The sequence below is a fragment of the Shewanella colwelliana genome (assembly GCF_001735525.1).
Lineage (GTDB): Bacteria > Pseudomonadota > Gammaproteobacteria > Enterobacterales > Shewanellaceae > Shewanella > Shewanella colwelliana.
The window spans coordinates 269,846-293,609 of record NZ_MCBT01000043.1; the positions used below are offsets into that span (position 1 = coordinate 269,846).

At 45.4% G+C, this 23,764-nt stretch carries 17 protein-coding genes; 7 read left to right on the forward strand and 10 right to left on the reverse strand.

The genetic code is table 11. From position 1 onward, the window contains the following. Window positions 1–84: 84 nt before the first annotated feature. Window positions 85–1,743: a winged helix-turn-helix domain-containing protein gene (locus BEL05_RS14300; protein WP_083250359.1), complete on the forward strand. Its 1,659-nt coding sequence runs from the start codon at window positions 85–87 to the stop codon at window positions 1,741–1,743. Window positions 1,744–1,761: 18 nt separating this feature from the next. Here the strand turns inward: BEL05_RS14300 and nhaC are convergent, their stop codons facing one another. Next, the gene (gene nhaC / locus BEL05_RS14305) at window positions 1,762–3,282 is read right to left on the reverse strand and encodes a Na+/H+ antiporter NhaC (RefSeq protein WP_069671558.1); all 1,521 of its coding nucleotides are present in this window, start codon (window positions 3,280–3,282) and stop codon (window positions 1,762–1,764) included. Between the two features lie 379 nt (window positions 3,283–3,661). Between nhaC and BEL05_RS14310 the strand changes: the two genes are divergently transcribed. Continuing rightward, a complete protein-coding gene (locus BEL05_RS14310) occupies window positions 3,662–4,240 on the forward strand; it encodes a nucleoside triphosphate pyrophosphohydrolase family protein (protein WP_028762490.1) in 579 nt (192 codons plus the stop codon). A 299-nt stretch (window positions 4,241–4,539) separates the two neighbouring features. Beyond that, entirely contained in the window at window positions 4,540–5,076 is a 537-nt protein-coding gene (locus BEL05_RS14315; protein ID WP_028762489.1) for a thioredoxin family protein, read from the forward strand. 73 nt (window positions 5,077–5,149) lie between these two features. Here the strand turns inward: BEL05_RS14315 and BEL05_RS14320 are convergent, their stop codons facing one another. The 4 genes from BEL05_RS14320 to rhlB all read right to left on the reverse strand — a co-directional run bounded on the left by BEL05_RS14320 (window position 5,150) and on the right by rhlB (window position 13,980). After that, window positions 5,150–7,843 carry a TonB-dependent receptor domain-containing protein gene (locus BEL05_RS14320; protein ID WP_069671559.1) on the reverse strand — a complete coding sequence of 898 codons (2,694 nt, stop codon included), beginning with the start codon at window positions 7,841–7,843 and terminating at the stop codon, window positions 5,150–5,152. 596 nt (window positions 7,844–8,439) lie between these two features. After that, a complete protein-coding gene (locus tag BEL05_RS14325; RefSeq protein ID WP_069671560.1) occupies window positions 8,440–11,439 on the reverse strand; it encodes a TonB-dependent receptor in 3,000 nt (999 codons plus the stop codon). A 303-nt stretch (window positions 11,440–11,742) separates the two neighbouring features. Then, the gene (locus BEL05_RS14330; RefSeq protein WP_069671561.1) at window positions 11,743–12,672 is read right to left on the reverse strand and encodes a Ppx/GppA phosphatase family protein; all 930 of its coding nucleotides are present in this window, start codon (window positions 12,670–12,672) and stop codon (window positions 11,743–11,745) included. Continuing rightward, window positions 12,673–13,980, reverse strand: coding sequence for an ATP-dependent RNA helicase RhlB (rhlB, locus tag BEL05_RS14335; protein ID WP_028764491.1), 1,308 nt, complete (start codon window positions 13,978–13,980; stop codon window positions 12,673–12,675). It abuts the gene before it with no gap. A gap of 171 nt (window positions 13,981–14,151) precedes the next feature. Between rhlB and trxA the strand changes: the two genes are divergently transcribed. Both trxA and rho read left to right on the forward strand, forming a co-directional pair. Further along, window positions 14,152–14,478 carry a thioredoxin TrxA gene (trxA, locus tag BEL05_RS14340; RefSeq protein WP_028764492.1) on the forward strand — a complete coding sequence of 109 codons (327 nt, stop codon included), beginning with the start codon at window positions 14,152–14,154 and terminating at the stop codon, window positions 14,476–14,478. A 232-nt stretch (window positions 14,479–14,710) separates the two neighbouring features. Continuing rightward, entirely contained in the window at window positions 14,711–15,976 is a 1,266-nt protein-coding gene (rho, locus tag BEL05_RS14345) for a transcription termination factor Rho (protein WP_069671562.1), read from the forward strand. 68 nt (window positions 15,977–16,044) lie between these two features. On the opposite strand, the gene BEL05_RS14350 is transcribed toward rho, so the two are convergent. From BEL05_RS14350 to BEL05_RS14370, 5 genes are all read right to left on the reverse strand, one after another. Beyond that, complete coding sequence (locus tag BEL05_RS14350) at window positions 16,045–16,956, reverse strand: LysR family transcriptional regulator (protein ID WP_069671563.1); 912 nt, start codon at window positions 16,954–16,956, stop codon at window positions 16,045–16,047. A 104-nt stretch (window positions 16,957–17,060) separates the two neighbouring features. Further along, complete coding sequence (locus BEL05_RS14355; protein WP_028764495.1) at window positions 17,061–17,792, reverse strand: fumarate reductase iron-sulfur subunit; 732 nt, start codon at window positions 17,790–17,792, stop codon at window positions 17,061–17,063. Beyond that, the gene (locus tag BEL05_RS14360) at window positions 17,789–19,795 is read right to left on the reverse strand and encodes a fumarate reductase flavoprotein subunit (protein ID WP_069671564.1); all 2,007 of its coding nucleotides are present in this window, start codon (window positions 19,793–19,795) and stop codon (window positions 17,789–17,791) included. Before BEL05_RS14360 ends, BEL05_RS14355 begins: the two co-directional genes overlap by 4 nt. Window positions 19,796–19,857: 62 nt before the next feature. Then, entirely contained in the window at window positions 19,858–20,523 is a 666-nt protein-coding gene (locus BEL05_RS14365; RefSeq protein ID WP_069671565.1) for a fumarate reductase cytochrome b subunit, read from the reverse strand. 157 nt (window positions 20,524–20,680) lie between these two features. Continuing rightward, on the reverse strand, window positions 20,681–21,403 hold the full coding sequence (locus tag BEL05_RS14370; protein WP_069671566.1) for a fumarate reductase cytochrome b subunit: 723 nt from the start codon (window positions 21,401–21,403) through the stop codon (window positions 20,681–20,683). A 345-nt stretch (window positions 21,404–21,748) separates the two neighbouring features. Here BEL05_RS14370 and prmA point away from each other — a divergent pair, with 345 nt between their 5' ends. Beyond that, complete coding sequence (gene prmA, locus BEL05_RS14375; RefSeq protein WP_069671567.1) at window positions 21,749–22,630, forward strand: 50S ribosomal protein L11 methyltransferase; 882 nt, start codon at window positions 21,749–21,751, stop codon at window positions 22,628–22,630. A 151-nt stretch (window positions 22,631–22,781) separates the two neighbouring features. Next, window positions 22,782–23,750 (forward strand): tRNA dihydrouridine synthase DusB, encoded by a 969-nt coding sequence (dusB, locus tag BEL05_RS14380; protein ID WP_069671568.1) that lies wholly within the window; start codon window positions 22,782–22,784, stop codon window positions 23,748–23,750. The last annotated feature ends 14 nt before the right edge of the window (window positions 23,751–23,764 follow it).

The following is a 23,764-nucleotide window of genomic DNA, read 5'->3' on the forward strand; positions in this document are numbered from 1 at the left end:
GCGAAACGGTGAAAGAGCAGTAAAGTGAAACCCTATGGACACAACGGATACCTTTGGGTATTACAACAATAGCGATAAGTGACAATGCTTAGGGATGACAGCATCAATTACCAATATCAGTTTGCCAACTTAACCCTAAACACCCAACTCGGCACTGTGATCAATACTCAAGGAGAAGAGGTACTGCTGCCCCACTTGAGTTACCAACTACTATGCACCTTGTGTGAGGCGGCACCCGCGATTGTCAGTCAGCAAAGTCTTATTGAAAAAGTGTGGCCCAATAATGTAGTGGGCGACGAAACCTTAAAACAGCGTATCAAGTTATTGAGAAAATCGCTCAACGATAATGCTAGTGCCCCGACTTATATCGAAGCGATACGAGGCCGCGGCTATCGAATTCTGCCCTCAGTAGACGTCACACCATTGCATAGCAGTAACCCATCAGTAGCACTTAATCTGGCAACCGATGGCCATTTGCCTTTAAGACAAGGAGAAAACTACCCCACCTATTGGAAGCTTACTTCGCTGGTTTTATTTACCTGCCTACTGCTTTTTAGCTGCATAGCCATCTTGGTGTCATCTAATCACCACCTCTCTCAGCCAAATCAAGATTCTTTAGTCGATGTGATGGCTAATAGTTTAGATAATGAGCTTTATCAGAAAGGACTTGAGTATTATCACCGATATCGACAAGAGGATAATCGCCTTGCCATCGATCTATTTTTGGCCGCGATTGAACGCGACCCCAATATGGCGCGCGCCTATGCCGGGCTGTCAGACGCCTATAGCCAAGGGGTATTTCAATTTAATGCCCCGAGCCACTGGCAACAGCTGGCTATTGACGCGGCATATAAGTCGATCGCATTAGCGCCAAACCTCGCCCAAGGGTATAAGTCATTAGGTTTAGCCTATTACAACCGCGGTTGGCTTACAAAAGCAGTAAACGCCAATCTAAAAGCACTGCAAAAGACGCCCAATTACAGTGAGGCCATGTCAAACCTTAGCTTTATTTATCGTGAGCTTGGCCAGCTAAAACAGTCGATAAATTGGGCCAATAAAGCATTAAAAGCCAACCCAAAAAACAGCGTTAGTATGGTACATAAAGCACAAACCTTAACGGCATTAGGTCAATACTCACAAGCCAGAAATACCTTAGATAGAGCCCTATTACTTCAGCCCGATTCACTCCTCGCCAAAGAGGCTCTTGGCCACTGGTATCTGCATCAGGGGGAATTTACCCAAGCGTGGCAATACTATCAGGCCCTTAATAACCAATATCCAGAGCAACTGATGTTTCTAGAGCGTTTAGCTCAAAGCGCGTTATACCTTGATAAGAGATCGCAAACCCTCTCTATCGCCGCACAGTTAATCGCGAGCGATGATAGCAACATGCAGGAGCAAGGGCTGTTATTGCAGTACCTCGCGAGCGACAACAGCTTGAATCCCTCTCAATTAAACAAGAGCCAGTTAAGCAACAGCCGCCAGCTGATTCAGCTCTATCAACAACGCCTGTCAAAGGGCTCAGATAGACCGAGTGATAGCTACACGCTGGCGTTAATTTACAGCAAGATGGGGAAAGAGGAGCAAGCTTATCGATATCTGATCCAAGCGATTAATCAGGGTTGGCTGGCCAGCACCCTGATTGAGCAACATCCAATATTTGCTCCCCTAAAACAGCAAGCAAGCTTGATGCAACTGATTGGCGAAATTGAAACGCAACTGACGTTACAACAGTTGCGCTAATCTCACTCCGCTTAAGTTTTACGCCAACGCTTCCTCGGTAGGGGCTGGTGCTAAGCGCTCAATCTTAAAATCAAAACGCGCATACGCCGCGCTGATCAATGGGCACACTAAATTGAAGAAGGCATAAGGTAGGTAAGCAATGGTCGCTACCCCCAGTGTACTGGCCATATATGCGCCACAGGTATTCCATGGTACCAATGGGCTAGTAATGGTTGCCGAATCTTCAAGCGCGCGACTGAGGTTAACAGGTGCTAACCCATGTTTCTCATACTCAACTTTGAGCATTCGGCCAGGTAACAAAATCGCGATAAACTGATCGCCAGTGATCAAGTTTGCACCAATACAACTGACCAAGGTGGTCATGATAAGGCTGCCACTTGACGTGACGAGCTTTAGCACACCTTGCAGCAGACGTTTGAGTAATCCGGTTTTCTCCATCACACCACCAAATGCCATGGCGCATAAAATTAACCATACAGTATTGACCATACTGCTCATGCCGCCTCGGCTCAGTAGGCTGTCGAGCACTTCGTCACCCGTGTTGGCAGTGTAACCATCAAACATCGCCACCCACACCCCTTTAATTAGGGCAACGAGCGTTGGCAAACTGTCATCATTGACGAACTTAATGACACCATCAAATTGAAATAATACTGCACAAATAGCCCCCGCTAATGTGCCTAAAATTACCGTAGGAAAAGCGGGCAGCTTTTTGTAGGCAAGTACCAGTACGACCAATAGCGGCAACAACAGGTGCAACCCAGGATTATAGGTCTGTTCAATCAACGCCATTGTAGTGGCCAAATTACTCACACCTTCACCGGACTCGGTACTAAACCCGAGAATTAAAAAGCCAATGAGGGCGATAATAATGCTCGGCGTAGTGGTCCATACCATATGGCGTATATGAGCAAATAGTTCACTGCCCGCAACAGCGGGAGCTAAGTTAGTGGTGTCAGACATAGGAGACATTTTGTCACCAAAATAAGCCCCACTAATGATGGCTCCAGCTGTGATCTCTGTGCTCAGCCCCATCGCGGCGGCGACACCAATTAAGGCAATACCTAATGTCCCGGCGACAGTCCAAGAACTACCAATACTCAAGGCCACGACCGCACAAAGCAGACAGCTTGCAGCATAGAAGTAGTCTGGGTTTAAAATTTTCATGCCGTAAAAAATCATCGTCGGCACAGTACCTGCTAATATCCAGGTGCCGATTAATGAGCCCACAGAAAATAGAATCAACAAGGCACCAGTTGAGAGTGATACACTCTTAACAATACCCGCCTCCATCTCCTTCCAGCTGTAGCCGTTTTTAACCCCAACCATTAATGCAATACAGGCGGCCATGATGAGCGCAATTTGGTTTGCGCCGTAGGAGCTGTCAGATGAAAACAGGTACACCGACGTCGTCAACATACAGACTAAGGCTATGATGGGGATCAGCGCATCTAATAGCGTTGGGGTTTTGTGGGTCGCTGCCGAGCTCGGTTTAGTGTCTGCGCCATCACTATTTGGTGGCTGCTGATGAGAGGTCATGTGATCATCCTTTTTATAATTTTTATTATTCCTATGCTGGTCGAGTTGTTGAATCTTCGTTCAATCACTCCTCGCCCGCTCGCAGGCACATTGCGGCCGGACATCTTTACACAAAATTAACAACCCCGTCTAGGTATCGACTACAACCATAGCGACTAAGCGGACGACCTCCTCATTGCAATCGGACTAAAAATGCACTCAATCCGATTTAATCTAACTACTTATGCAGCAATTTTTAATAATCGCTAAACAAAAATTAAATCAAATAATTCATCAAAGCTAGAAGAATAGCGGTGTTAACGGGCTGCGCCTTTCAATTACGTGGCCAGTAAATTAGAATTGCGGGTTATTATTATTTTAGCTGCCAAGGCCACAATAGATGAAACTCACCGCACTCGACCAGCCACTTTACGACCATTTATATCGTGACATTCACCAGTTCCGCTCCACCTTTGACCTGCCAATTGAAGACGAAACTACGCTGGATGAAAAAGCTGATACGCTGCACACATCACTCGCTATCGAAGAGCTTACTGAATTGGCTGAAGCCGATAGCCGTGTTGAGCAAGCCGATGCCATTGTGGACTCTGTTTATGTATTGATGGGGCGCCTAGTTCACCTAGGCGCTACAGGAGTCAACGACCGCATAGAAATCAGCTATGTTATCGACCTGCTATTACATGTGGCAAAAAACCGTGATATCGACTTTGTTAGCTGCTGGGATGAGGTTCACTCGAGCAATATGAGCAAAGTGTGCCGCAACGAACAAGAACTAGAAGAAACCATCGCTCATTATGCTAAGCAAGGCGTTGAGATTGTGGGTAGCCAAAAAGGTGATTTCATTATTGCCAAATGCGCCAAAGATGTTGAGATGGCAGGTAAAGTGGTACGCCAAGGTAAAGTACTAAAATCGGTATATTATCGACCAGCCAATATAGACAAGTTAGTTAAAGCTTAAGTAGCCAACCGAATAATGGTTAGTAATAAGCACCTTTTCAGGTGCTTTTTTTTATCGACAAGCGCTTGAGTACTATCGCGAAGTTATTAATTTGCTGTTAATTTGTAAGCTATATCGCCATATACGCTGCAAACTTGCAGACATCTGTGATCAATCCAAGGGATTACTTGCCTAGGTAGTGATCCAGTTAACAGCTCTTCAAAGCCCCTCTATTATCCATTAACTTAAGATGGTTGAATGGAGTGAGTAATAAAGCAGATTACTGCTCTAGTCATTTTCTATTGCTCTGAGGTACTATCATGACCAACAACATCAAAGCGTTGCTTGCCACCACCGCGCTTTTTTTTAGCACGCAGGCACTTGCCAATAGCGGTTGTGCTTTTGACGAAAAACAAGAAGGCTTCATCGCCACTTGTAGTGAGGAGAAACAGGAAGTGATTTTAACAGGTCAAGTCGCGTCACAAACGTTGGTAACTGAACTTGAAGAGTTCACTCATGGCTATAAAGAGTATCAAGTCGATACAGCAGCCATCACCCCATTAAAAGGGATTAAAGAGCCTACTGAGATTGTCGTGATCATCGGTACCTGGTGCCCTGATTGCCACCGTGAAACCCCGCGCTTTATTCGCATTATGGAAGAGGTCAACAATCCTAATATCAAGGTGACCTATATCGGTGTGGATCGTAAGAAACAAGACCCTGAAGGGCTTGCCGCACAATATGAATTCACCCGTATCCCAACATTTATCGTGATGCAAAAAGGTGAAGAGGTTGGCCGTATTATTGAGCGTCCGGAAACTTCACTAGAAATCGACTTAGCTAAAATCTTAAACTAATCAGTATCAAGATTTATCACATAAAAAAGGCCGCTTCTGCGGCCTTTTTAGTTTTCTAATCAGCTAAATAATCTTAGAAAGTTTGTGTGTATGACACCCAGTATGAACGACCGATAATGTCATAAATGCTTCCGTTGTATCCACCGTACGCATCAAACCTTGGATCTTCATCAGTAAGGTTGTTGATACCTGCAGAAACAGTGCTACGCCATGGCGTCGCATAAGAATAGCTTAGGGTATGATAGATGACTGAATCAATCTCGTAGCGAGAACCGTCATCATTAGTATCGGTAGTTGACTGATGATCCACATAATCTGCTTGATAGTACACACTATGATCACCTAGCAAGTAGTTTGCAGTGAAGTTAACACGGTCATCTGGATAATCTTGAGTACCGCTCCAGTTACGTGAAATCGTCTGCACACCAGCTTCTGGACTAGAGTCGGTATATTTTAGGTAATGAGACCAAGCAAGACCTAACTTAAACTCTCCCACTTCTGAATCAAACGTTGCTGCAAACTTAGTATCGATACCTTGGCGCTCACTCAAACCAATGTTTTGTAATACATTGGTCATCGCAGTTAACTTACCTGCACCATTTTGCGATATTGATGTCCCAGGATAAATGGCACTCACATCTGGACGCGGTTGACCGGCATCATCAGCAGCCTTCCACAACTCGGCTTGAGTTCGGGTTATCTCGCTGTTATTCAACGACCCAATTAATCCCGTTGTTTCAAGTGACCAATAATCCATGGTCATATTGAAGTTGTCAGTAATATCCCACACCATGCCGAAGTTATAGCTTTCAGACTCTTCCGGGCCTAAGTTCTCGTTGCGTTCAATAGAAACAGGCACGTTATCAACGATGCTACAACCATCAATACCTAAACCGTCTTCATAGCACTTAAGATAGTTGGTGACATTGTTATAGCCAACACTGGTCGACTGATTAAGATCTTCTAAAGTCGGTGCTCTAAAACCTGTTCCCCACGAAGCTCTTAATAACAAGGGCTCTAACACATTGTATCGTACCGAGACTTGCGGATTAAAAGTACCACCAAAGTCAGAGTAATCATCGTAACGTGCAGCAAGGTTAACCTCTAGGTTGTCAAGAATTGGGAAAGCCATTTCCATAAACACAGCTTTCACATCACGATCACCACTACCACCAGCACCGCCACTGCCGCCTGCAATCAGACCAGCTTCATCTAGCGCATCAACTTGAGAGTCTAACTCCTCTTCACGGTAAGAGGCGCCCACATATAAACCTGTTGAGCCACCAGCGAGTTCAAATAGTTCAAAGCTCAAACCACCATCAATCTCTAAAGCACTGCTGGTTAACCGCGCATCAGAGTTAGCCGTTGCACCACCAGGCATTTCAGAATTAGGATCACGTGGGTCCCAACCCTCGAACGCATTAGTATCATCATTCCATGCGCCAACGAGATCGGTTGTTGCACCGATCAACTGGTAACCCGTTCCCCATTTGAATACGTCATATTTGTTATATGACACAGAGGCGTTCCAATCGAAACTGTCGGTCGTGCCGTCAAGCCCGACGAGAAAGTCATAAATGTTGTCTGTACTTTCGCGCACACGATTACCCGCCGTGTCGAAACGGTACAACATAGCACCACCTTCTGGTACGGCACGCAAATCTAACCCCTCTGCAGTGGTATAGGCAGGCATAGCTTGTGGAAACACTATGTAGCCAGGGATAGGCGCTGACACATCAGTAGTCTTGTTTGATGCCCAGTAAGCGCGAGCTGTTAACTGGATATCATCACTTAATTCATAACTGTAGTTAATAAGGGTTGAGGTGCGCTCCTGATCAACATCATTGTAAGCAGCCTTTGTATAGTCGTACGCACAAGATGTTTCACCAGCATAGTTACTGTCATTGAGTGGGCCAGTAAAATTGTCACCATAGACATCTTTACAGTCTAAACCTGTATTGGTAAATGGCGTTTGGTACTCCCAACCACCATTGGGCCCCATATCGATAGTACGGCCAGTTTGACTTAAGCCAATCCAGCTTCTGAAATCACTCGGATCTTCACCATCTTTGACATGCGCTGCTGTATAGGGGCGATCAGCAAACAATATGCCTGACTTTTTAAAATGCTCAATCGTGAACATTAAGTTGCCCTTATCAGAGCTCAACCCACCAGTAAATGAAGCAGAATGATTATCTCCGCCACCGTCAGCATCTGGCTCCTCTGCACGCAATTTAACTTCAACACCTTCAAAGTCTTTCTTTAAGATAATGTTGATCACACCGGCTATCGCATCGGTACCGTAAATCGCTGATGCCCCATCGGATAGAATCTCGATGCGTTCAACAGCCGCTGTAGGGATGGTATTAATGTTGGTGGCACCACCACCTAAAACAGGTGACTTAGCCATACGCTTACCGTTAAGTAAGGTGAGAGTGTGGCTAGCATCGGCGCCTTTTAGCTGAATCGTCGCTTGAGACGACCAGCTGTTGTTCGATGTGCCGCCGTAAGAGCCAAACGAGTTCAATGTCGATGCGCGTAGTGCGTCACCTACTGTAGAAAAACCAGCGGTAGCCATATCGTCTGCAGTAATGGTCGTGACAGGGTTTGCACCTTCCATATCGACACGTTTTAGGCGTGAGCCAGTCACTTCAATACGTTCAACATTTTTGTCTGTATCAGCTTCAACCGAATGCGCAGGCATAGACAATGCAGCGACACCACCACAAGCCAAACTCACTAGTTTAGCTATCTTATTAAACTTCATGCTTCCGTTCTCCCAAATCTTTTTTTATAGGTTTATTGCTTCAGTGGCGCGGCAATTATTTACAGCGACATTACGAGGCGGCAACACTTGTATCACATATTGTATTTTGTATGCAATATACTCAGGATGGATAGAAGAATGTAAAACCACAAAAAACGATTAATAAGTCAGTGATCAAGAGGTTTTAAAATGAATATAATTTAAACAGCTAATTATTATAGAAAATACTTTCATGCGACTAAGGCTGGTGAATAAAAAGTCATTTTGATAAGTTTTACGTCAAAATGTAAATTTAGTGAGTAAATGTAAAAGAAGGTGGTAGTTAGGCGTAAAAAGAGGGATGGCGTATCGCAATAAGTAAGGTGCTAGCTCTTCTCTTCTTAATCGTTAGACCAGCAATGAAGCCTGCTATGTACAATATAAAACACTAACCGTATGTATACATAAAAATCCAGACTGCACCTTGGCTTTAAAGACTTAATAAGAATACTCGCAAGCATTAGGTTTTGCTATTGCGCCATTTACATCAATCATTAAGCGTTTAAATTCTAAATAAAAAAGGGGCCAAAAGGCCCCTTTATCTCATGTCATAATGTTTAAAACTCGTAGCGAGCAACTAGCGAGAAATATCGCTCAGTTTGACGATCGGTTGTCATACCGTAATCGGGATTCAACTCTAAACCATTGGCGGTATCAGCGTATCTGGCGCGCTCTTCGTTAATATTAGTTGCAGTATCAGAATTAAGTACATTGTAAACAGTACCTTTGACACTAAACCCACCACCAAGTAACTCAGTCTTATACATCAAAGACATATCTACATTGGTCACCCAAGGTAAATTACCCGCGGTACCACGAGGAGCGGGATTTCCGTTCTCATCATAGTGCGAGGCTTGATCGTAATAACGACTGATACAATCTTCCCATGGATTACCTGGTGCACAGCTATCTACGCTATCAGGGTGTTGAGAGAACATACTCTGCGGACGTCCCGAGGTAGTTCTGGCTACTAGACCGAAAATAAGATCATCAGTAATCTTGTAGGCACCACTGATCTTAATCGAATGACGATGGTCGTTAGGGAGGTCACCATTAGAATGATCCATCAGATCACCATAGTCATAAGAAGTTGTCCAGCCTGGATCTGCCTGATTGTTATCAGTCTTAACCAATCCCTCAGTGTTACCGTAGCTGTGTGACCAAGTGTATGAACTATTAATCGTTAAATCATCAGTCACGTTGCCATCTAATGTGAACTCCATAGCAAGGTACTTACGCTCAGCCTTTGGCAACATCAGCTCTTCGGCAGACAAGGTAACATCGTCAACTTGTCCATCACCGTCAAAGTCATAAGACATTTGAATCGCTTCACCCGGGTTATTCAGCACATAATAAGAACCTTGACCCACGTTATCGTCAATGCCTAACTCTTGTAACTTCTTCGCTAACACAGGGCCCACATCAGTATCTTCTACGCTACGACCTAAATCGCGATATACAAAACGTACACCACCACTCATGGTATCAAACAACTCTTGCTGGTAACCAACTGTAAACTCATCTGAATACATTGGTTTTAAATTCGCTGACGCAATTAGTCCAGGCTCTGTGATACCACGTTGGCGCCAATATCTATCGCGTAACATTGCACCGCGACTTGGCGAACCATCAGCTTCCAATATTGGCTGGCCATTGGCGTCAACTTGATCTAGCTCTGAATACTCAAACCATTCAATAGATGATGAGCCTTGAGTAATGTTCATGTTGGCGGAGACAGGTTGGAAATAACGTCCGTAAGTCGCAAACACCTTAGCGCTACCGTCACCAAACACGTCATAAATAGCCTGTAAACGTGGGGCAATTTGATTGTCTATAGACACATATTCGCGTCCATCGGATACGGTATTATCAAAACCACTATAACGTAGGCCTAAATTAAGCACGAGCTGGTCCGTTACCTGCCATGAGTCATTCGCATAAAAAGCAAGTGATGTTACTTCTGAATCGGTGTAACGGGTTCGAATACGACGCTCGATAAAGTCAGTACCCACTGGCGCTCCAGAACGATCATCTACGCCCGCAGTTTTAACTGACCACCAACCTTCCGCATCGCCAACACCATTCTGACCAGAGCTGAAATCTACTGTCACCTTAGTGTAGTCAACACCAAACTGAATAGAATGAGACTCTAAATCCCAGTTAAAATCGATACGGGCTTGGTCGCGAATGTATTCTTCTTCTGATACCGAAGAGTTGGTATGAGTACTAAGATATGAACCATTGCGGTAGTCATAAACACTTGGATTGGTCGACGCGACCACATTCTCAACGTTTTCAGATGTTCTACCAACAACCGCAGAGACCGAGAAATCATCAGAAAAATAGCCGTTATAGTTCAAGCTATACATTTGCCCGCCATCTTCGCCAGGCGCCGCAACCCCTTCTTGCTCACCGACAATGTTCGTCTCCCAGTCGTAAGCATAGTTAGTGTTGGTCCAAGTACGTTTGTTGTTCATCGCTGACAAACCAAATGAATGATCTGAATTAATAAACCAATCGACCTTGGCAAACCAACGGTCTTCCTCTCTTTCTCTATTGGTCTTTACGGTTGAGCCAGCCCAGTCTTGATCTTCACGGCGAGGGGCAAATAAACCGTAAAAAAACAGCTTGTCTTCTACAATCGCACCGCTAGCCCATAATTGAAGTTCTTTAAAATCGTAACTATCTTGAGCGGTATTGGTTTGAATAACGCCTTCGCTGTTGAAGAGCGAATCATGGCTTGAACGCGTTGATGATGGATCCCAACGAACTTCAGTACCAAAACTAAATTCATTCTCACCAGATTTAGAAACCGCGTTAACGATACCACCAAGCGCTCCACCAAACTCAGGGCTCACCCCACCAGTCTGAACTTGTGTTTGAGAAATAGCTTCCCAAGGTAAGCGTATAGAGCCAAGACCAGTACGAATACTCGTTACATTCATACCGTTAAAATAATAACCATTTTCAGCCGCTGAAGCCCCACCAAAACTCGAAGCACCTTTGAAATTTGAGCCACCAGGTGCAGAAGTACCAGGGGCAAGTAATGCGATACTTTCGAAACCAGTATTAACTGGCATCGACTGTAAATCACTTTGAGTAAAGGTCACTCCAGATGTAGATGAAGCCATGTCCACGCGACGAATCATACTGCCGGTAACAGCAATGCGCTCAATATTGTCCTCGCCTTGCGTGGCGAGTTGGCCATCAAGAATAATCGATTGGCCGATTGTCACTTCAACATCATTCTGCTCAGACTGAATAAACCCATCTTTACTAATCGTAATGTCGTACTTGCCAACGGGAACATTACGCAGAATGTACTCACCCTTGTCATTGGTTTGAACCGTGTAGACTAGACCTTTCGTTTTATGTTTAAGCGTTATCGTCGCATTCGCAATATTGCTTCCTGTGCTAGAGGCAACCTGCCCCTTGACGATACTACTTCCATCCACAGCCATTGCTGCAGGGGCAGACATTAGCAGCACCGAACCGACAGCAATAGCCGCCAATGTTTTCCGTGGCGTAAAGCGCCCGCGGGCATTACTTCCAGACATAAAAACCTCTCCCTTACCTAATTTGTTGTAATGCATCCGCGTAGAATTATTTTTGATTGATCGTAAGTACAGATTTTCGGATGCAACAAAACCATAACACATGATACATATTTTATACAATCTTCAATATACAATAGGTAAGTGTTAACTAGATGAGTTTTTGACAGGCTTTAGAACAAGACGTAAGCAAAAGCGAAGATTGGAACACTATCCACAGCAGCAATTAACTGAGTAATTAACCCAGATGAGATTGATAGATCAGTAGATTAAAAGAGGGGAGCTGAGCTTAAACGCTAGTCGTGACTAGCTTACAATACGGTCTGCAAGCTGCTGTAATACACCTTCACGTAAGGCACCACCAGATAGATGCAATGATTCGATGTTAAGCAGGTTAAAGAGTGCGAGTAGAATAGCGATACCAGATGCAAAAGTCGGGGCGCGCTCAGGATGCAAACCAATGATATCCCTCATGCTGATATCACTTTGAGCAAACACCTCTTGTTGCAATTGTTTAAGTACTGCAGGAGTAATGGTCTCAGACAAGCCTCGTGCGTTAAGCAATTCCACCACAGATTGAACCGTGCCAGATGCGCCAACCACGCCGTGCCAACCATACTTAATCAGTTCGCCACGATAGGTTCCTAATGCTAATTCAACTTGGCGTTGAGCAGCATCGAAATCCAATTGTTGAAAGGGAAAACTACTAAAGAATTGATGGTTAAAGGTCACACAGCCCATCGGCAAGCTGGTTTTAAGCAATAATTGCGTACCATCACCGATAATAAACTCGGTACTGGCGCCACCGATATCGATAACTAGACGTCGCCCTTCACCATGAGTAGTGGCAGCCATACCCTGATAGATAAGCTCAGCCTCACGCAGTCCAGTAATGATCTCAATCGGGTGACCGAGTATCGGCAACGCCGCTGCACAAAAGTCATCGGCATTAGTCACACTTCGAAGCGTTGCAGTAGCAATAACTGCGATATTGTCGCGACTGACTCCCTCTTTATCGAGCATATTGGCAAACATCTCGAGGCAATCGAGTCCGCGAGCAAACACGGTTTCATTCAACATACCATCAGCACAAATTCCCTCGGCCAAGCGCACTTTACGCTTATATTTGGCCACGACTTTAGGTTTGCCGGCGACGGTCTGCGCCACCAGCATATTAAAACTATTTGAACCTAAGGTAATGGCCGCATAACGCGGCAACGAGGGAGAGCTGATCATTTAGCTATGTCTACGTGTCCTATCATGACGTCTTGGACGAGCACCAGGACGACCACCTTGTGGCTTGCCACTTCCTGAACGACCACCTGGACGAGGCGTATGCTTACGATGAATGCGTACAGGTGTCGGAATATCTTCCAACAGTGCTTCGCTATCGTAATTGGTCACAGGAATCGAATGCTGAATGTAGCCTTCAATTGCAGGTAGGTTAAGCGCGTATTCTTCACAGGCAAAACTGATTGAAGCCCCTTTTTGACCAGCACGACCAGTACGACCAATGCGGTGTACATAGTCTTCACAATCATCAGGAAGATCATAGTTATAGACGTGTGATACATCAGAAATATGTAGGCCTCGAGCCGCCACATCAGTTGCCACCAAGATATCTAGTTGACCGCTGGTAAACTGCTCAAGAATACGAATACGTTTCTTTTGCGGCACATCACCAGTGAGCAAACCGACACGATGTCCGTCACCTTCAAGCCATGCCCAAAGGTTTTCACAGCTGTGCTTGGTATTTGAGAATACGATCGCTTTTTCAGGCCAATCCTCTTCAATCAAGGTCAGCAGCAAGCGCATCTTCTCTTCCTGTGAAGGATAGAAGATCTCTTCTGTAATATTTTTCGATGTCTTTTCGCTTGGTGCAATCTCGACTTTTTCAGGCTCATTCATATGATCATAAGCCAGCTCCTGTACCTTCATTGACAATGTCGCAGAAAACAGCATATTTAAACGTGACTTAGCATCAGGCATACGTCTAAACAGGAAGCGGATATCTTTGATAAAGCCCAAGTCGAACATACGATCAGCTTCATCAAGCACAACAGCCTGAATCGCACTAACATTGATAATGCCTTGACGCACATAATCGATAATGCGGCCCGTGGTACCAATCAAAATATCGACACCTTTGTCGAGTACTTTGCGCTGCACCTCATAGCTTTCGCCGCCATAGACAATACCAACTTTTAAGCCTGTGTGTTTGGCAAGTAAGTTGGCATCTTTGGCAATTTGAATAGCAAGTTCACGGGTCGGTGCCATCACGATAGCGCGTGGCTGATTGGTTTCACGACCTTCAGGAATTGGGGTAGTAAGTAAGTGGTTAAAGGTCGCAACTAAAAACGCTAAGGTTTTTCCTGTACCTGTTTGCGCTTGACCCGCAATATCTTTGTGCTGAAGTAAAATCGGTAATGATAATGCTTGAATTGGCGTGCAATATTCAAAGCCGCTTTCGATTAGTGCCTTTTGTATCTCTGGATGAAGAGAAAAGTCGGCAAACTTTTGATTTGATAAATGTGTTTCGCTCATAGCGCCAGCATACCAGTTAGGGTTGCAATAAGAAACTCAATCGTTTGAAATAGCGGCTAATAAAAAAAGACCTCTGAAAGCCGCTAAAATATCTTGAAAAGCAAATTTCAGTCCCAATATACAGGTTAAGCCATTAACAAACCAGCAATGGCACCCTAACTGGAGAACATCATGAGCGATAAAATTATTACCTTAACTGACGACAGCTTCGAAAACGACGTAATCAACTCAGAGATCCCTGTACTGGTTGATTTTTGGGCTGAATGGTGTGGTCCGTGTAAGATGATCGCCCCAATCCTAGACGACGTAGCTGATGAATACGCTGGTAAGGTTACTATCGCTAAGCTAAATGTTGATCAAAACAACGCTTCACCAGCTAAGTACGGCGTACGTGGTATCCCTACGCTGCTTATGTTCAAAAATGGTGAGCTTGCTGACACTAAAGTCGGCGCGTTATCAAAAACTCAGCTTAAAGAGTTTATCGAAGCAAACAGCTAATGCTCCGATCCCTATGACATTTTGCTCATAGAAAGTGATTCTCGACACAGCTTCATCAAGTAATTGTGTCGGGAGTCGCTAAATTTCTAGACGCCTTGCCTCGTTAGTGCTACTTTAATAACCAGACTCATTCTAACTAACCCACTTCCTTGCTATCCGATCAATATTCTTTAAATCAGCACTACCATAGATCAAAGATGGCATTGTCACGTAAAAAACAAGACCCACCAAGATGAATTTATCAGAATTAAAAAACACGTCGATTTCAGATTTAGTACAACTCGCCCAAGACATGAAGCTCGAAAATATGGCCCGCGCTCGCAAGCAGGACATTATTTTCTCAATCCTTAAAGCCCACGCAAAAAGCGGCGAAGATATTTTCGGTGGTGGGGTTTTAGAGATTCTTCAAGATGGTTTTGGTTTCCTACGTAGCTCTGACGGTTCTTATCTAGCGGGTCCAGACGACATCTATGTATCTCCGAGCCAAATCCGTCGCTTTAATATGCGCACGGGTGACAGTATCTTCGGTAAGATTCGTCCACCAAAAGAGGGGGAACGTTATTTCGCCCTACTTAAAGTAACCGAAGTTAACTTCGATAAGCCTGAAAACTCTCGTAATAAGATCCTATTTGAAAACCTTACCCCTCTGCATGCTGAAGAGCGTATGCGTATGGAGCGTGGTAATGGTTCAACAGAAGATATCACGTCGCGTATTCTTGATCTGTGTTCACCTATAGGTAAAGGTCAACGTGGCTTGATTGTTGCGCCGCCAAAAGCAGGTAAGACACTATTACTGCAAAACATGGCGCAAAGTATCACCTACAACAACCCTGAAGTGGTGTTGATGGTACTGCTAATTGACGAACGTCCTGAAGAAGTCACAGAAATGCAACGCATGGTAAAAGGTGAAGTTATTGCTTCGACCTTCGATGAACCAGCCAGCCGTCACGTACAAGTAGCGGAAATGGTTATTGAGAAAGCCAAGCGTTTGGTTGAACACAAGAAAGATGTTGTTATCTTACTTGATTCAATCACCCGTCTTGCTCGTGCGTACAATACGGTTATCCCATCATCAGGTAAGGTACTTACTGGTGGTGTTGATGCTAACGCACTACATCGTCCAAAGCGCTTCTTCGGTGCTGCACGTAACATTGAACATGGCGGTAGCTTAACCATTATTGCGACAGCATTGGTTGATACTGGCTCCAAAATGGATGAAGTTATTTACGAAGAATTTAAAGGTACTGGTAACCAAGAGTTACACCTTTCTCGTAAAGCTGCTGAAAAACGTGTTTTCCCAGCAATTGACTTTAATCGCTCTGGTACTCGTCGTGAAGAGAAATTGACCACACCTGATGAGCTACAGAAGATGTGGATCCTACGTAAAATCCTTAATCCAATGGATGAGGTTAGCGGTATGGAATTCCTTATCGATAAGCTGGCAATGACCAAGACCAATGATGAGTTCTTTACTGCAATGAAACGCGCTAAGAGCTAATCAAAAAGCTTCACGAAAAATGCCGCTAACTCAACTGAGTTCAGCGGCATTTTTTATAGCGTGACCATTCACTGTTTATTGAAAAAGTGATTCATTCTTTGCTGACACAGTAAACGCAGATGATCCCGCAACAATAACACCAGCGGCGTGACATGCTGCCGACCAGGGCAGACAAGATAGAGATCCGCACTTTCACCAGTATACTGCTCAAGCAATGGTACCAGCCGACCGCTCGCAAGATCATCGGCTAAATCTAACGATGATTTATATACCACCCCCTTTCCTGCAATCGCCCACTTGCGCGCAACTTCAGCATCATTACATGTTCGATTTCCCGATACCCGTACCTTGTGCGCCAGTCCATCTTGATAGAAACACCACTGATCATGTCTCCGATCATCTAACATAAAAAACAAACAGTTATGTTTTTCTAGATCGGTAAGTGTTGCGACCTTGCCATAGCGGTTTATATAGTCAGGCGAGGCGCACAACACACGCTGGGCAGAGCAAATTTTAAAGGCGACTAAATTAGAATCTTTAGGATTGCCTGAACGCAGCGCCACATCAATTTTGTCATGATAAAAGTCGGTCAAGCTATCGGCTAGATGAAGCCTTAGCTGCAACTGCGGATGTTCATCCATCAATAGATCTAACCAAGGCAAAATAAAGTTGCGCCCGGCATCAGAAGGTAACGCGATACTTAATGTACCTGAAATTTTATCTTTAATACTGGCAAGCGCCTGCTCTCCTAAACGAAGATCTTCTAGGGCCGAGCGGCAGTAACTAAGGTAACGCTCCCCCGCTTCAGTTAAGCGTAAACTGCGAGTACTACGAATAAACAACACGGTATCGAGCGCTTTCTCCAAACGTTTCAGGCCTGCACTCGCTACCGCCGTCGATATCTCCAACTCCTGCGCTGCTGCGGTCAAACTGCCACAATCGGCAACACGAACAAACAAGATTAAGTCAGCTAATTGCATCAATAAAGCGCTCGAGTGGTAACGGTTTGTTCATGCTAAATTTTATCGACCTAAAAAGAAAGCCTGCATTTAGCAGGCTTTTTACTGGATAGTAAAGAAGTGGACTAAACCAAAGCGGTCGCCATTTTACGTCTCAAATAAGCGATTTGCTGCATATGCGGTAGATCTTTGGGGCAGTTATCCTGGCAACCAAGCAAGGTCATACACCCAAATACCCCATCTTGATTGCCAATCACATGATAGAAGTCTTCAACACTGCGGGTATCACGGCTATCTAGCTCAAACCGAGCAATCTTCATCATGCCCACCGCACCAACAAACGTATCGCGCATCTGTTTGGTGGCGCAGGCCGAGACGCACACACCGCACTCAACACAACGTTCCAGCTCATACAGCTTTGCCGCTTCTTCTGGTGCCATAGGGGCTTCAATGCGATGAATATCGACTTCATCAGCTTTTGGATGCAACCATAACTTTAAACGCTCAGCGAGCTCCCGCATAAACTTACCCGTATTGACTGACAGATCACCAATCAACTCAAAACCAGGCAGTGGCATTAAGGTGATCTCAGCTTTAGGATATTTACTGGTTAAGGTACGACACGCGAGGGTGGGAAACCCATTAATCACCATGGCACAACTGCCACAGATCCCTGCTCGGCAAACAAAATCGAACTGCAGTGAAGGATCTTGTTTCTCTCTCAGCATATTAAGTGCAATAAACACTGTCATCCCAGGCGCTTCTTCAATCTGGTATTTAACCATTTTAGGCTTATCACCCGGTTCCTGCGGATCATAGCGGAAAATATTGAAGGTTAAGGTTCTGCCTTGGCTCATTTCGTTTCATCTCCAAGCTGCGCGCGATTGCTCAGCGATTTTTCATGTAGGCGCTCATTTTTCTCTTGCAGAGAAGGGGGGACTTCAAAGGGCATTAACGCATGTTGTCGTGCATGCCTGTCTGCTTCATCAGGCAACTTACTCAATATATCGATGATCTGCTGCTCACGTTTTTCCGTGTCTGGGTGCGCAATGGCATTATTAATCCCATAACCACGATACCCCGGAGGCAACTCCATCGTCATTACATCAAGCTGTTCGTAATCAAGCGCTGGCAGCGTGGCATCATGACTCGGCCAGCTCGATAATGTGCGGTTAAGCCAATCTTTATCATTCCGCTGAGGGAAATCTTCTCGGGCATGTGCGCCGCGGCTTTCTGTACGGGCCTCAGCGCCACACGCAACTGTAAGCGCAACTTTAAGCATCCGCTTAACTCTCAGCGCTTCCACCAGCTCTGGGTTTGCATGGCGCTTCTTACAAGTTAAACCGATATTTCGAGAACGAAGCAGCAGTGCTTGCAGCGCTTCAACGGCCTTATTAAGCTCGGGGCCGTTACGGAAAATCCCCACGTAGTCCATCATAATTCGTTGCATCTCAAGCTTAATATCAAATGCAGATTCGCTGCCCTGGCCTTCAACCAGATCATCAATTTCACTGCGTACTTGAGTAACAAATTTATCCACCAGCGCCGTATCGATCTCTAAGGCATTTTGCTCACAGAAGTCGGCAACATATTTACCAATGATCATACCGCCCACAACGGTTTCAGCCAGTGAGTTGCCCCCTAAGCGGTTAAAACCATGCATGTCCCAACACGCCGCTTCACCAACGCTAAATAGGCCTTTCAAATGTGGGCTCTGGCCTGTTGCGTCGGTGCGGATACCGCCCATTGAGTAGTGCTGCGTTGGTCTAACCGGAATCCAGTCTTTGGCCGGATCAATACCTAAAAAGTTTTCGCAGATCTCTTTTACTTCACGTAAATTAGTCTCAACATGCTTACGACCAAGTAAAGTGATATCTAGCCATAGGTGTGGGCCGTAAGGGCTATCTACCCCTTTGCCTTTACGCATATGCTCAGTCATACGGCGGGATACCACATCGCGCGAAGCCAGCTCCTTTTTCTCTGGCTCATAATCTGGCATAAAACGATGGCCATCTTTGTCACGTAATAACCCACCGTCACCACGACAACCTTCAGTGGTCAAAATCCCCACAGGAACAATTGCTGTAGGGTGGAACTGCACCGCTTCCATATTACCCAGTTTGGCCACACCGGTTTCTAGTGCCAGCGCCTGACCAATACCTTCACAGATAATCGCATTGGTTGAAACCTCATAGATACGCCCATAACCACCTGTCGCAATGGTGGTCGACTTGGCGATATAAGCTCTAAGCTCTCCAGTAATAAGGCAGCGTGCCACCACACCATGACAACGCGAACCATCATGGATCAGTGACAAGGCTTCAATACGCTCATGGACAGGGATGTCTAATGAAATCGCTTTATTGTCAACGGCGTAAAGCAATGAGTGACCAGTGCCATCTGCCGTATAACAAGTGCGCCACTTCTTGGTTCCACCAAAATCACGCGCATTAATGAGTCCGTGAGCCGCTTCAGCTTCTTCAATGGTTACCTTTTCGGCATTGACCACGACCTCACGTGGGCCTTTGGTTACCCGTGTCCAAGGCACGCCCCAGTTGGCCAGCTCTCGCACCGCTTTAGGTGCACAATGAGCAAACATCCGAGCGACCTCTTGGTCACAGCCCCAATCCGATCCTTTGACAGTATCTTGGAAATGGACATCTTCATCATCGCCCATGCCTTTTACTGTATTGCCAAGACTTGCCTGCATCCCGCCTTGGGCCGCAGCCGAGTGTGATCGCTTTGCGGGGATCAGTGACAGAACGACCGTGTCGAGTCCTCGCTCTTTCGAGGCAATGGCGACTCTTAGCCCTGCCAGCCCTGCGCCAACAACGAGAGAATCGGTATATATCAGTTTCACGCTTGCTCCTTAAATAGGGCGGTAGAGTTGTGAGGTATAAGGTTTACGTTATCAGTTATCGATCATGCATAAGGGAGAAAAGCTAATAGCGATGCTATGCCAATCACCACAAACACAACGCTAACTATGGTTTTAATTTTTTTAATTCTGTCGCGGCTATTGAGTGCACGCTCTGAGCCCCATTTAATTGCCACTCGGTAGATACCTATAGCGGCATGCAGCTCCACACATAAGAGTAGCGGTAGATAAACCATCCACACACCTTGGTTCCAAATGCGATCGGCGCTGCCAGCAGGGCCAATGGTTTCTGGTGCACTGCCGATTAACCAAAGGTGCACGGGTAACAGCAACAAAATGCCTACACCCGTGATCGCTTGCCAGACCCATAACTTAGTATCGCCGTGGTTAATCACACTCATCTGCTGCCTTAAGGCACGCTGCTGCTGCAAGCTTAATGGCAATTTATGCATCGCAACCAGTACATGTATGGATGCTAGCAGGCCAACACCGATAGCGATAAGTGAAACCACCCACGGATAGCCATGGCCATCTTCACTCAGAAAACTCAGCTCCATGGTTTTAGCGACAAAAGTCATGGCATCTTCACCCAATAAGATGGATGAAACCAACACCAGATGGGTCCACAGAAACACGGCTAAAATAACACCCGATAGACTCTGGCTCATGTCGAGCCATCCGCTTAAATTCTTTTTATTGTTTAGCGACATATATACTCCCACGCAGTACGAGAAATAAGTGATGTTTCCATCGAAAACAAAAACACTTACACCTAATGTCGCTCACAAACCCAAGCAAAACCGTGAGATAGATCAAAACACTATCGAATACTTCATAAAACACTAATTTATGACACAGTGCTCACGATCAAGGTACAAATGGTGTGATAGGTAAGCTCAGCTCTCGACCAATCAAAATGTAGGAGATAAGACTCAGTAATCCGATACTAATCAAATAGACAATCAAGACTTTGGCAACCTTACGCAGCCCAGCTCTATTAGCCGTCAATCCCCACTTAACCGCCACACGGTAAAGACCAATCATGGCGTGGATCACTACCGCTGGCAGCAATAAGGCATACAGTAACCAGGCGTTGGCATGATAAACACGTTCAGCCGACAGATGCGGTCCAATCTCTGGATTAGTGATCATGGTAAAGATATGCACAGGCGCTAAGAAAAATAGAATAAAGCCAGTAACCAACTGCCAAAACCACGCATGGCTATCTTTATGGTTAATGCCACTCATGTGCCGTCTTAGTGCCCGCCACTGACCAAGCTGCGCAGGGAATCGACGCAGCGCCACCAGCGCATGCAGCATCACCACGATTAAGATAAAAATAGAGAAAAGTTTAGTCACCATCGGAAAACCGTGACCAGTACTGCTAAACATACCGCCTTCTAGAAACTGCACCACATGATAAAAGGCTTCCTTACCCAGCAAAATGCTCGATTCAAAATGCAGATGCGCCAGTAAGAAGCAGCCAAGCAAGATACCGGTAATACTCTGTACCTTGTCTGCTTTTGCGGACCAAGGGCTTCCAAGTGAAGCATAATGGGTATGGTGAGATTGCAAGCTTTTAACGTTCATGATCTTAATACGCCTAGTGTCGGGATCTACACCATACCAGTAAGGTTATCACTTAAAATACTCAAACAAACAAAGCGTGACTAAGCTCACCAAGGCCGATGCAATCATTTGACGGCGATCACAAACAATTGCCAAAATACAAACATAGGTAAAACCATTTAACCAATAAATTTCAATAATTTAAACGGCCATTTCAAACAATACAATCCTCACCAGTTTGTAGCATTAACCGCTTGAAACGCCATCTTTTCTGCCTTGATTACAAATTACCATTACAGATCACTCGGCCTTTAACCACTGCATGGTTTACAATAACGCCATTATTGACTCAAGAGAGAAGATCCCATGGCTTGGATCCAGTTAAAAATTGATACCGACAACCAACATGCTGACCTATTAAGCGATATGCTCATGGATTTTGGTGCGCTGTCGATCACCTATGAAGATGGCAAAGACACCCCAATCTATGAGCCAAACTTGGGCGAAACCCCACTTTGGAGCCATACCGTTTTGACCGCGTTATTTGAAGCCGATTACGATCTCAATCCAATCGTGGAGATGTTGAAACTTCAACCTTACCTTGGCGAGACATTCAGCCACAAAATTGAGCAGGTCGAAGATAAAGATTGGGAACGCGAGTGGATGGACAACTTCCATCCAATACAATTTGGCCGTCGCTTATGGATCTGCCCAAGCTGGCGTGAAGTCCCTGACCCACAAGCCGTCAATGTGATGCTCGACCCAGGTCTTGCCTTTGGTACCGGTACACACCCGACTACGGCATTATGTCTTGAATGGCTCGACAGCTTAGACTTAGCGGATAAAGAGGTTATCGATTTCGGTTGCGGTTCAGGTATTCTCGCTGTCGCAGCACTGAAACTAGGCGCCTCTAAAGTCACAGGTATCGATATCGACTACCAAGCGATTGATGCTTCTAAAGCCAATGCAGAGCGCAATGATGTTGCCGATAAGCTAGCTCTCTTCTTGCCAGAAGATCAGCCACAAGACCTCAAAGCCGAAGTCCTCGTCGCCAATATTTTAGCTGGTCCTTTACGAGAATTAGCCCCACTGATCGCCGAAAAAGTACAACCAGGCGGTTTGCTCGCGCTATCAGGCCTACTTAAAGAGCAAGCCGAGGAGATCTGTGAGCATTATGCACAGTGGTTCGTCATGGATGAACCTGCTCACAAAGAGGATTGGAGCCGCTTGACAGGCACCCGTAAATAGCGGTAAAAGCCAGCGGCTGCAAGGCCGCTGTTTACTTCTCACCAAGCAAAAGTCAAGTAAAAAAGTTGCTCTCAGGTCATTTATTGACCTTTTCACAGGCTTGAAAAAGGCGTACTATAGCGCCCCTTTGAAGCGCAAGGTGTAATGATAAATGCAGATTGGACCCTATCAACTGAAGAATCAGCTGATCGTGGCTCCTATGGCAGGAGTCACCGACCAACCCTTTCGAAATCTCTGCCTACGCTATGGCGCAGCCTTGGCCGTATCGGAGATGCTTTCGTCTAATCCTGAGGTTTGGGATACAGATAAAAGCCGCCAGCGCATGGCACATGCTGGTGAAGATGGGATTCGCTCAGTACAAATTGCAGGTGCCGATCCAGATATGATGGCCTACGCCGCTGTTGTCAACGTACAACAAGGGGCTCAAATCGTCGATATCAATATGGGATGTCCTGCAAAAAAAGTGAATAAGAAGCTAGCGGGATCTGCGCTACTTCAGTATCCAGAGCAAGTAAAAGCAATTTTACAAGCTGTCGTTGCTGCAGTAGATGTGCCTGTGACCCTGAAAATTCGCACTGGTTGGGCGCCAGAACATCGTAATGGTGTTGAAATAGCTCAAATAGCAGAAGATTGTGGCATCGCCTCATTAGCCGTTCACGGCCGCACGAGACAATGCATGTATAAAGGCAACGCCGAATACGACACTATCCGCGCTATTAAACAGAAAGTCTCTATTCCTATTGTGGCAAACGGAGATATCTGCACCCCTGAGAAAGCACAATATGTGCTCGACCAAACGGGCGCCGATGCTCTAATGATAGGAAGAGGTGCTCAAGGAAGGCCTTGGATATTCAGAGAGATCCAACATTACTTGGAAACAGGTAATAAGCTAGCGCCCATTGAAGTGGACGAAAAGCGTCAAGTGATGCTGGAACACCTCAAAGACTTATATGCATTGTATGGCGAGTACAAAGGTTTACGTATCGCCAGAAAGCATGTTGGATGGTATCTGGACCAAGAAGCACAGAGACCATTTAGAGCCGACTTCAATCGGCTGGAAACTGTTGAAGACCAATGTTCCATGTTGGAACGTTATTTTGATGAATTAGTAAAGAATTAATAAAGAGCAGAATA

Coding starts and splice junctions, on each gene's coding strand:
- BEL05_RS14330 (WP_069671561.1), bottom strand. CDS start 12,672: ATGATCAGCTCTCCCTCGTTGCCGCGTTATGCGGCCATTACCTTAGGT.
- BEL05_RS14315 (WP_028762489.1), top strand. CDS start 4,540: ATGACCAACAACATCAAAGCGTTGCTTGCCACCACCGCGCTTTTTTTT.
- BEL05_RS14355 (WP_028764495.1), bottom strand. CDS start 17,792: ATGAGCCAAGGCAGAACCTTAACCTTCAATATTTTCCGCTATGATCCG.
- rhlB (WP_028764491.1), bottom strand. CDS start 13,980: ATGAGCGAAACACATTTATCAAATCAAAAGTTTGCCGACTTTTCTCTT.
- prmA (WP_069671567.1), top strand. CDS start 21,749: ATGGCTTGGATCCAGTTAAAAATTGATACCGACAACCAACATGCTGAC.
- BEL05_RS14350 (WP_069671563.1), bottom strand. CDS start 16,956: ATGCAATTAGCTGACTTAATCTTGTTTGTTCGTGTTGCCGATTGTGGC.
- trxA (WP_028764492.1), top strand. CDS start 14,152: ATGAGCGATAAAATTATTACCTTAACTGACGACAGCTTCGAAAACGAC.
- BEL05_RS14300 (WP_083250359.1), top strand. CDS start 85: ATGCTTAGGGATGACAGCATCAATTACCAATATCAGTTTGCCAACTTA.
- rho (WP_069671562.1), top strand. CDS start 14,711: ATGAATTTATCAGAATTAAAAAACACGTCGATTTCAGATTTAGTACAA.
- dusB (WP_069671568.1), top strand. CDS start 22,782: ATGCAGATTGGACCCTATCAACTGAAGAATCAGCTGATCGTGGCTCCT.
- nhaC (WP_069671558.1), bottom strand. CDS start 3,282: ATGACCTCTCATCAGCAGCCACCAAATAGTGATGGCGCAGACACTAAA.
- BEL05_RS14365 (WP_069671565.1), bottom strand. CDS start 20,523: ATGTCGCTAAACAATAAAAAGAATTTAAGCGGATGGCTCGACATGAGC.
- BEL05_RS14325 (WP_069671560.1), bottom strand. CDS start 11,439: ATGTCTGGAAGTAATGCCCGCGGGCGCTTTACGCCACGGAAAACATTG.
- BEL05_RS14320 (WP_069671559.1), bottom strand. CDS start 7,843: ATGAAGTTTAATAAGATAGCTAAACTAGTGAGTTTGGCTTGTGGTGGT.
- BEL05_RS14310 (WP_028762490.1), top strand. CDS start 3,662: ATGAAACTCACCGCACTCGACCAGCCACTTTACGACCATTTATATCGT.
- BEL05_RS14370 (WP_069671566.1), bottom strand. CDS start 21,403: ATGAACGTTAAAAGCTTGCAATCTCACCATACCCATTATGCTTCACTT.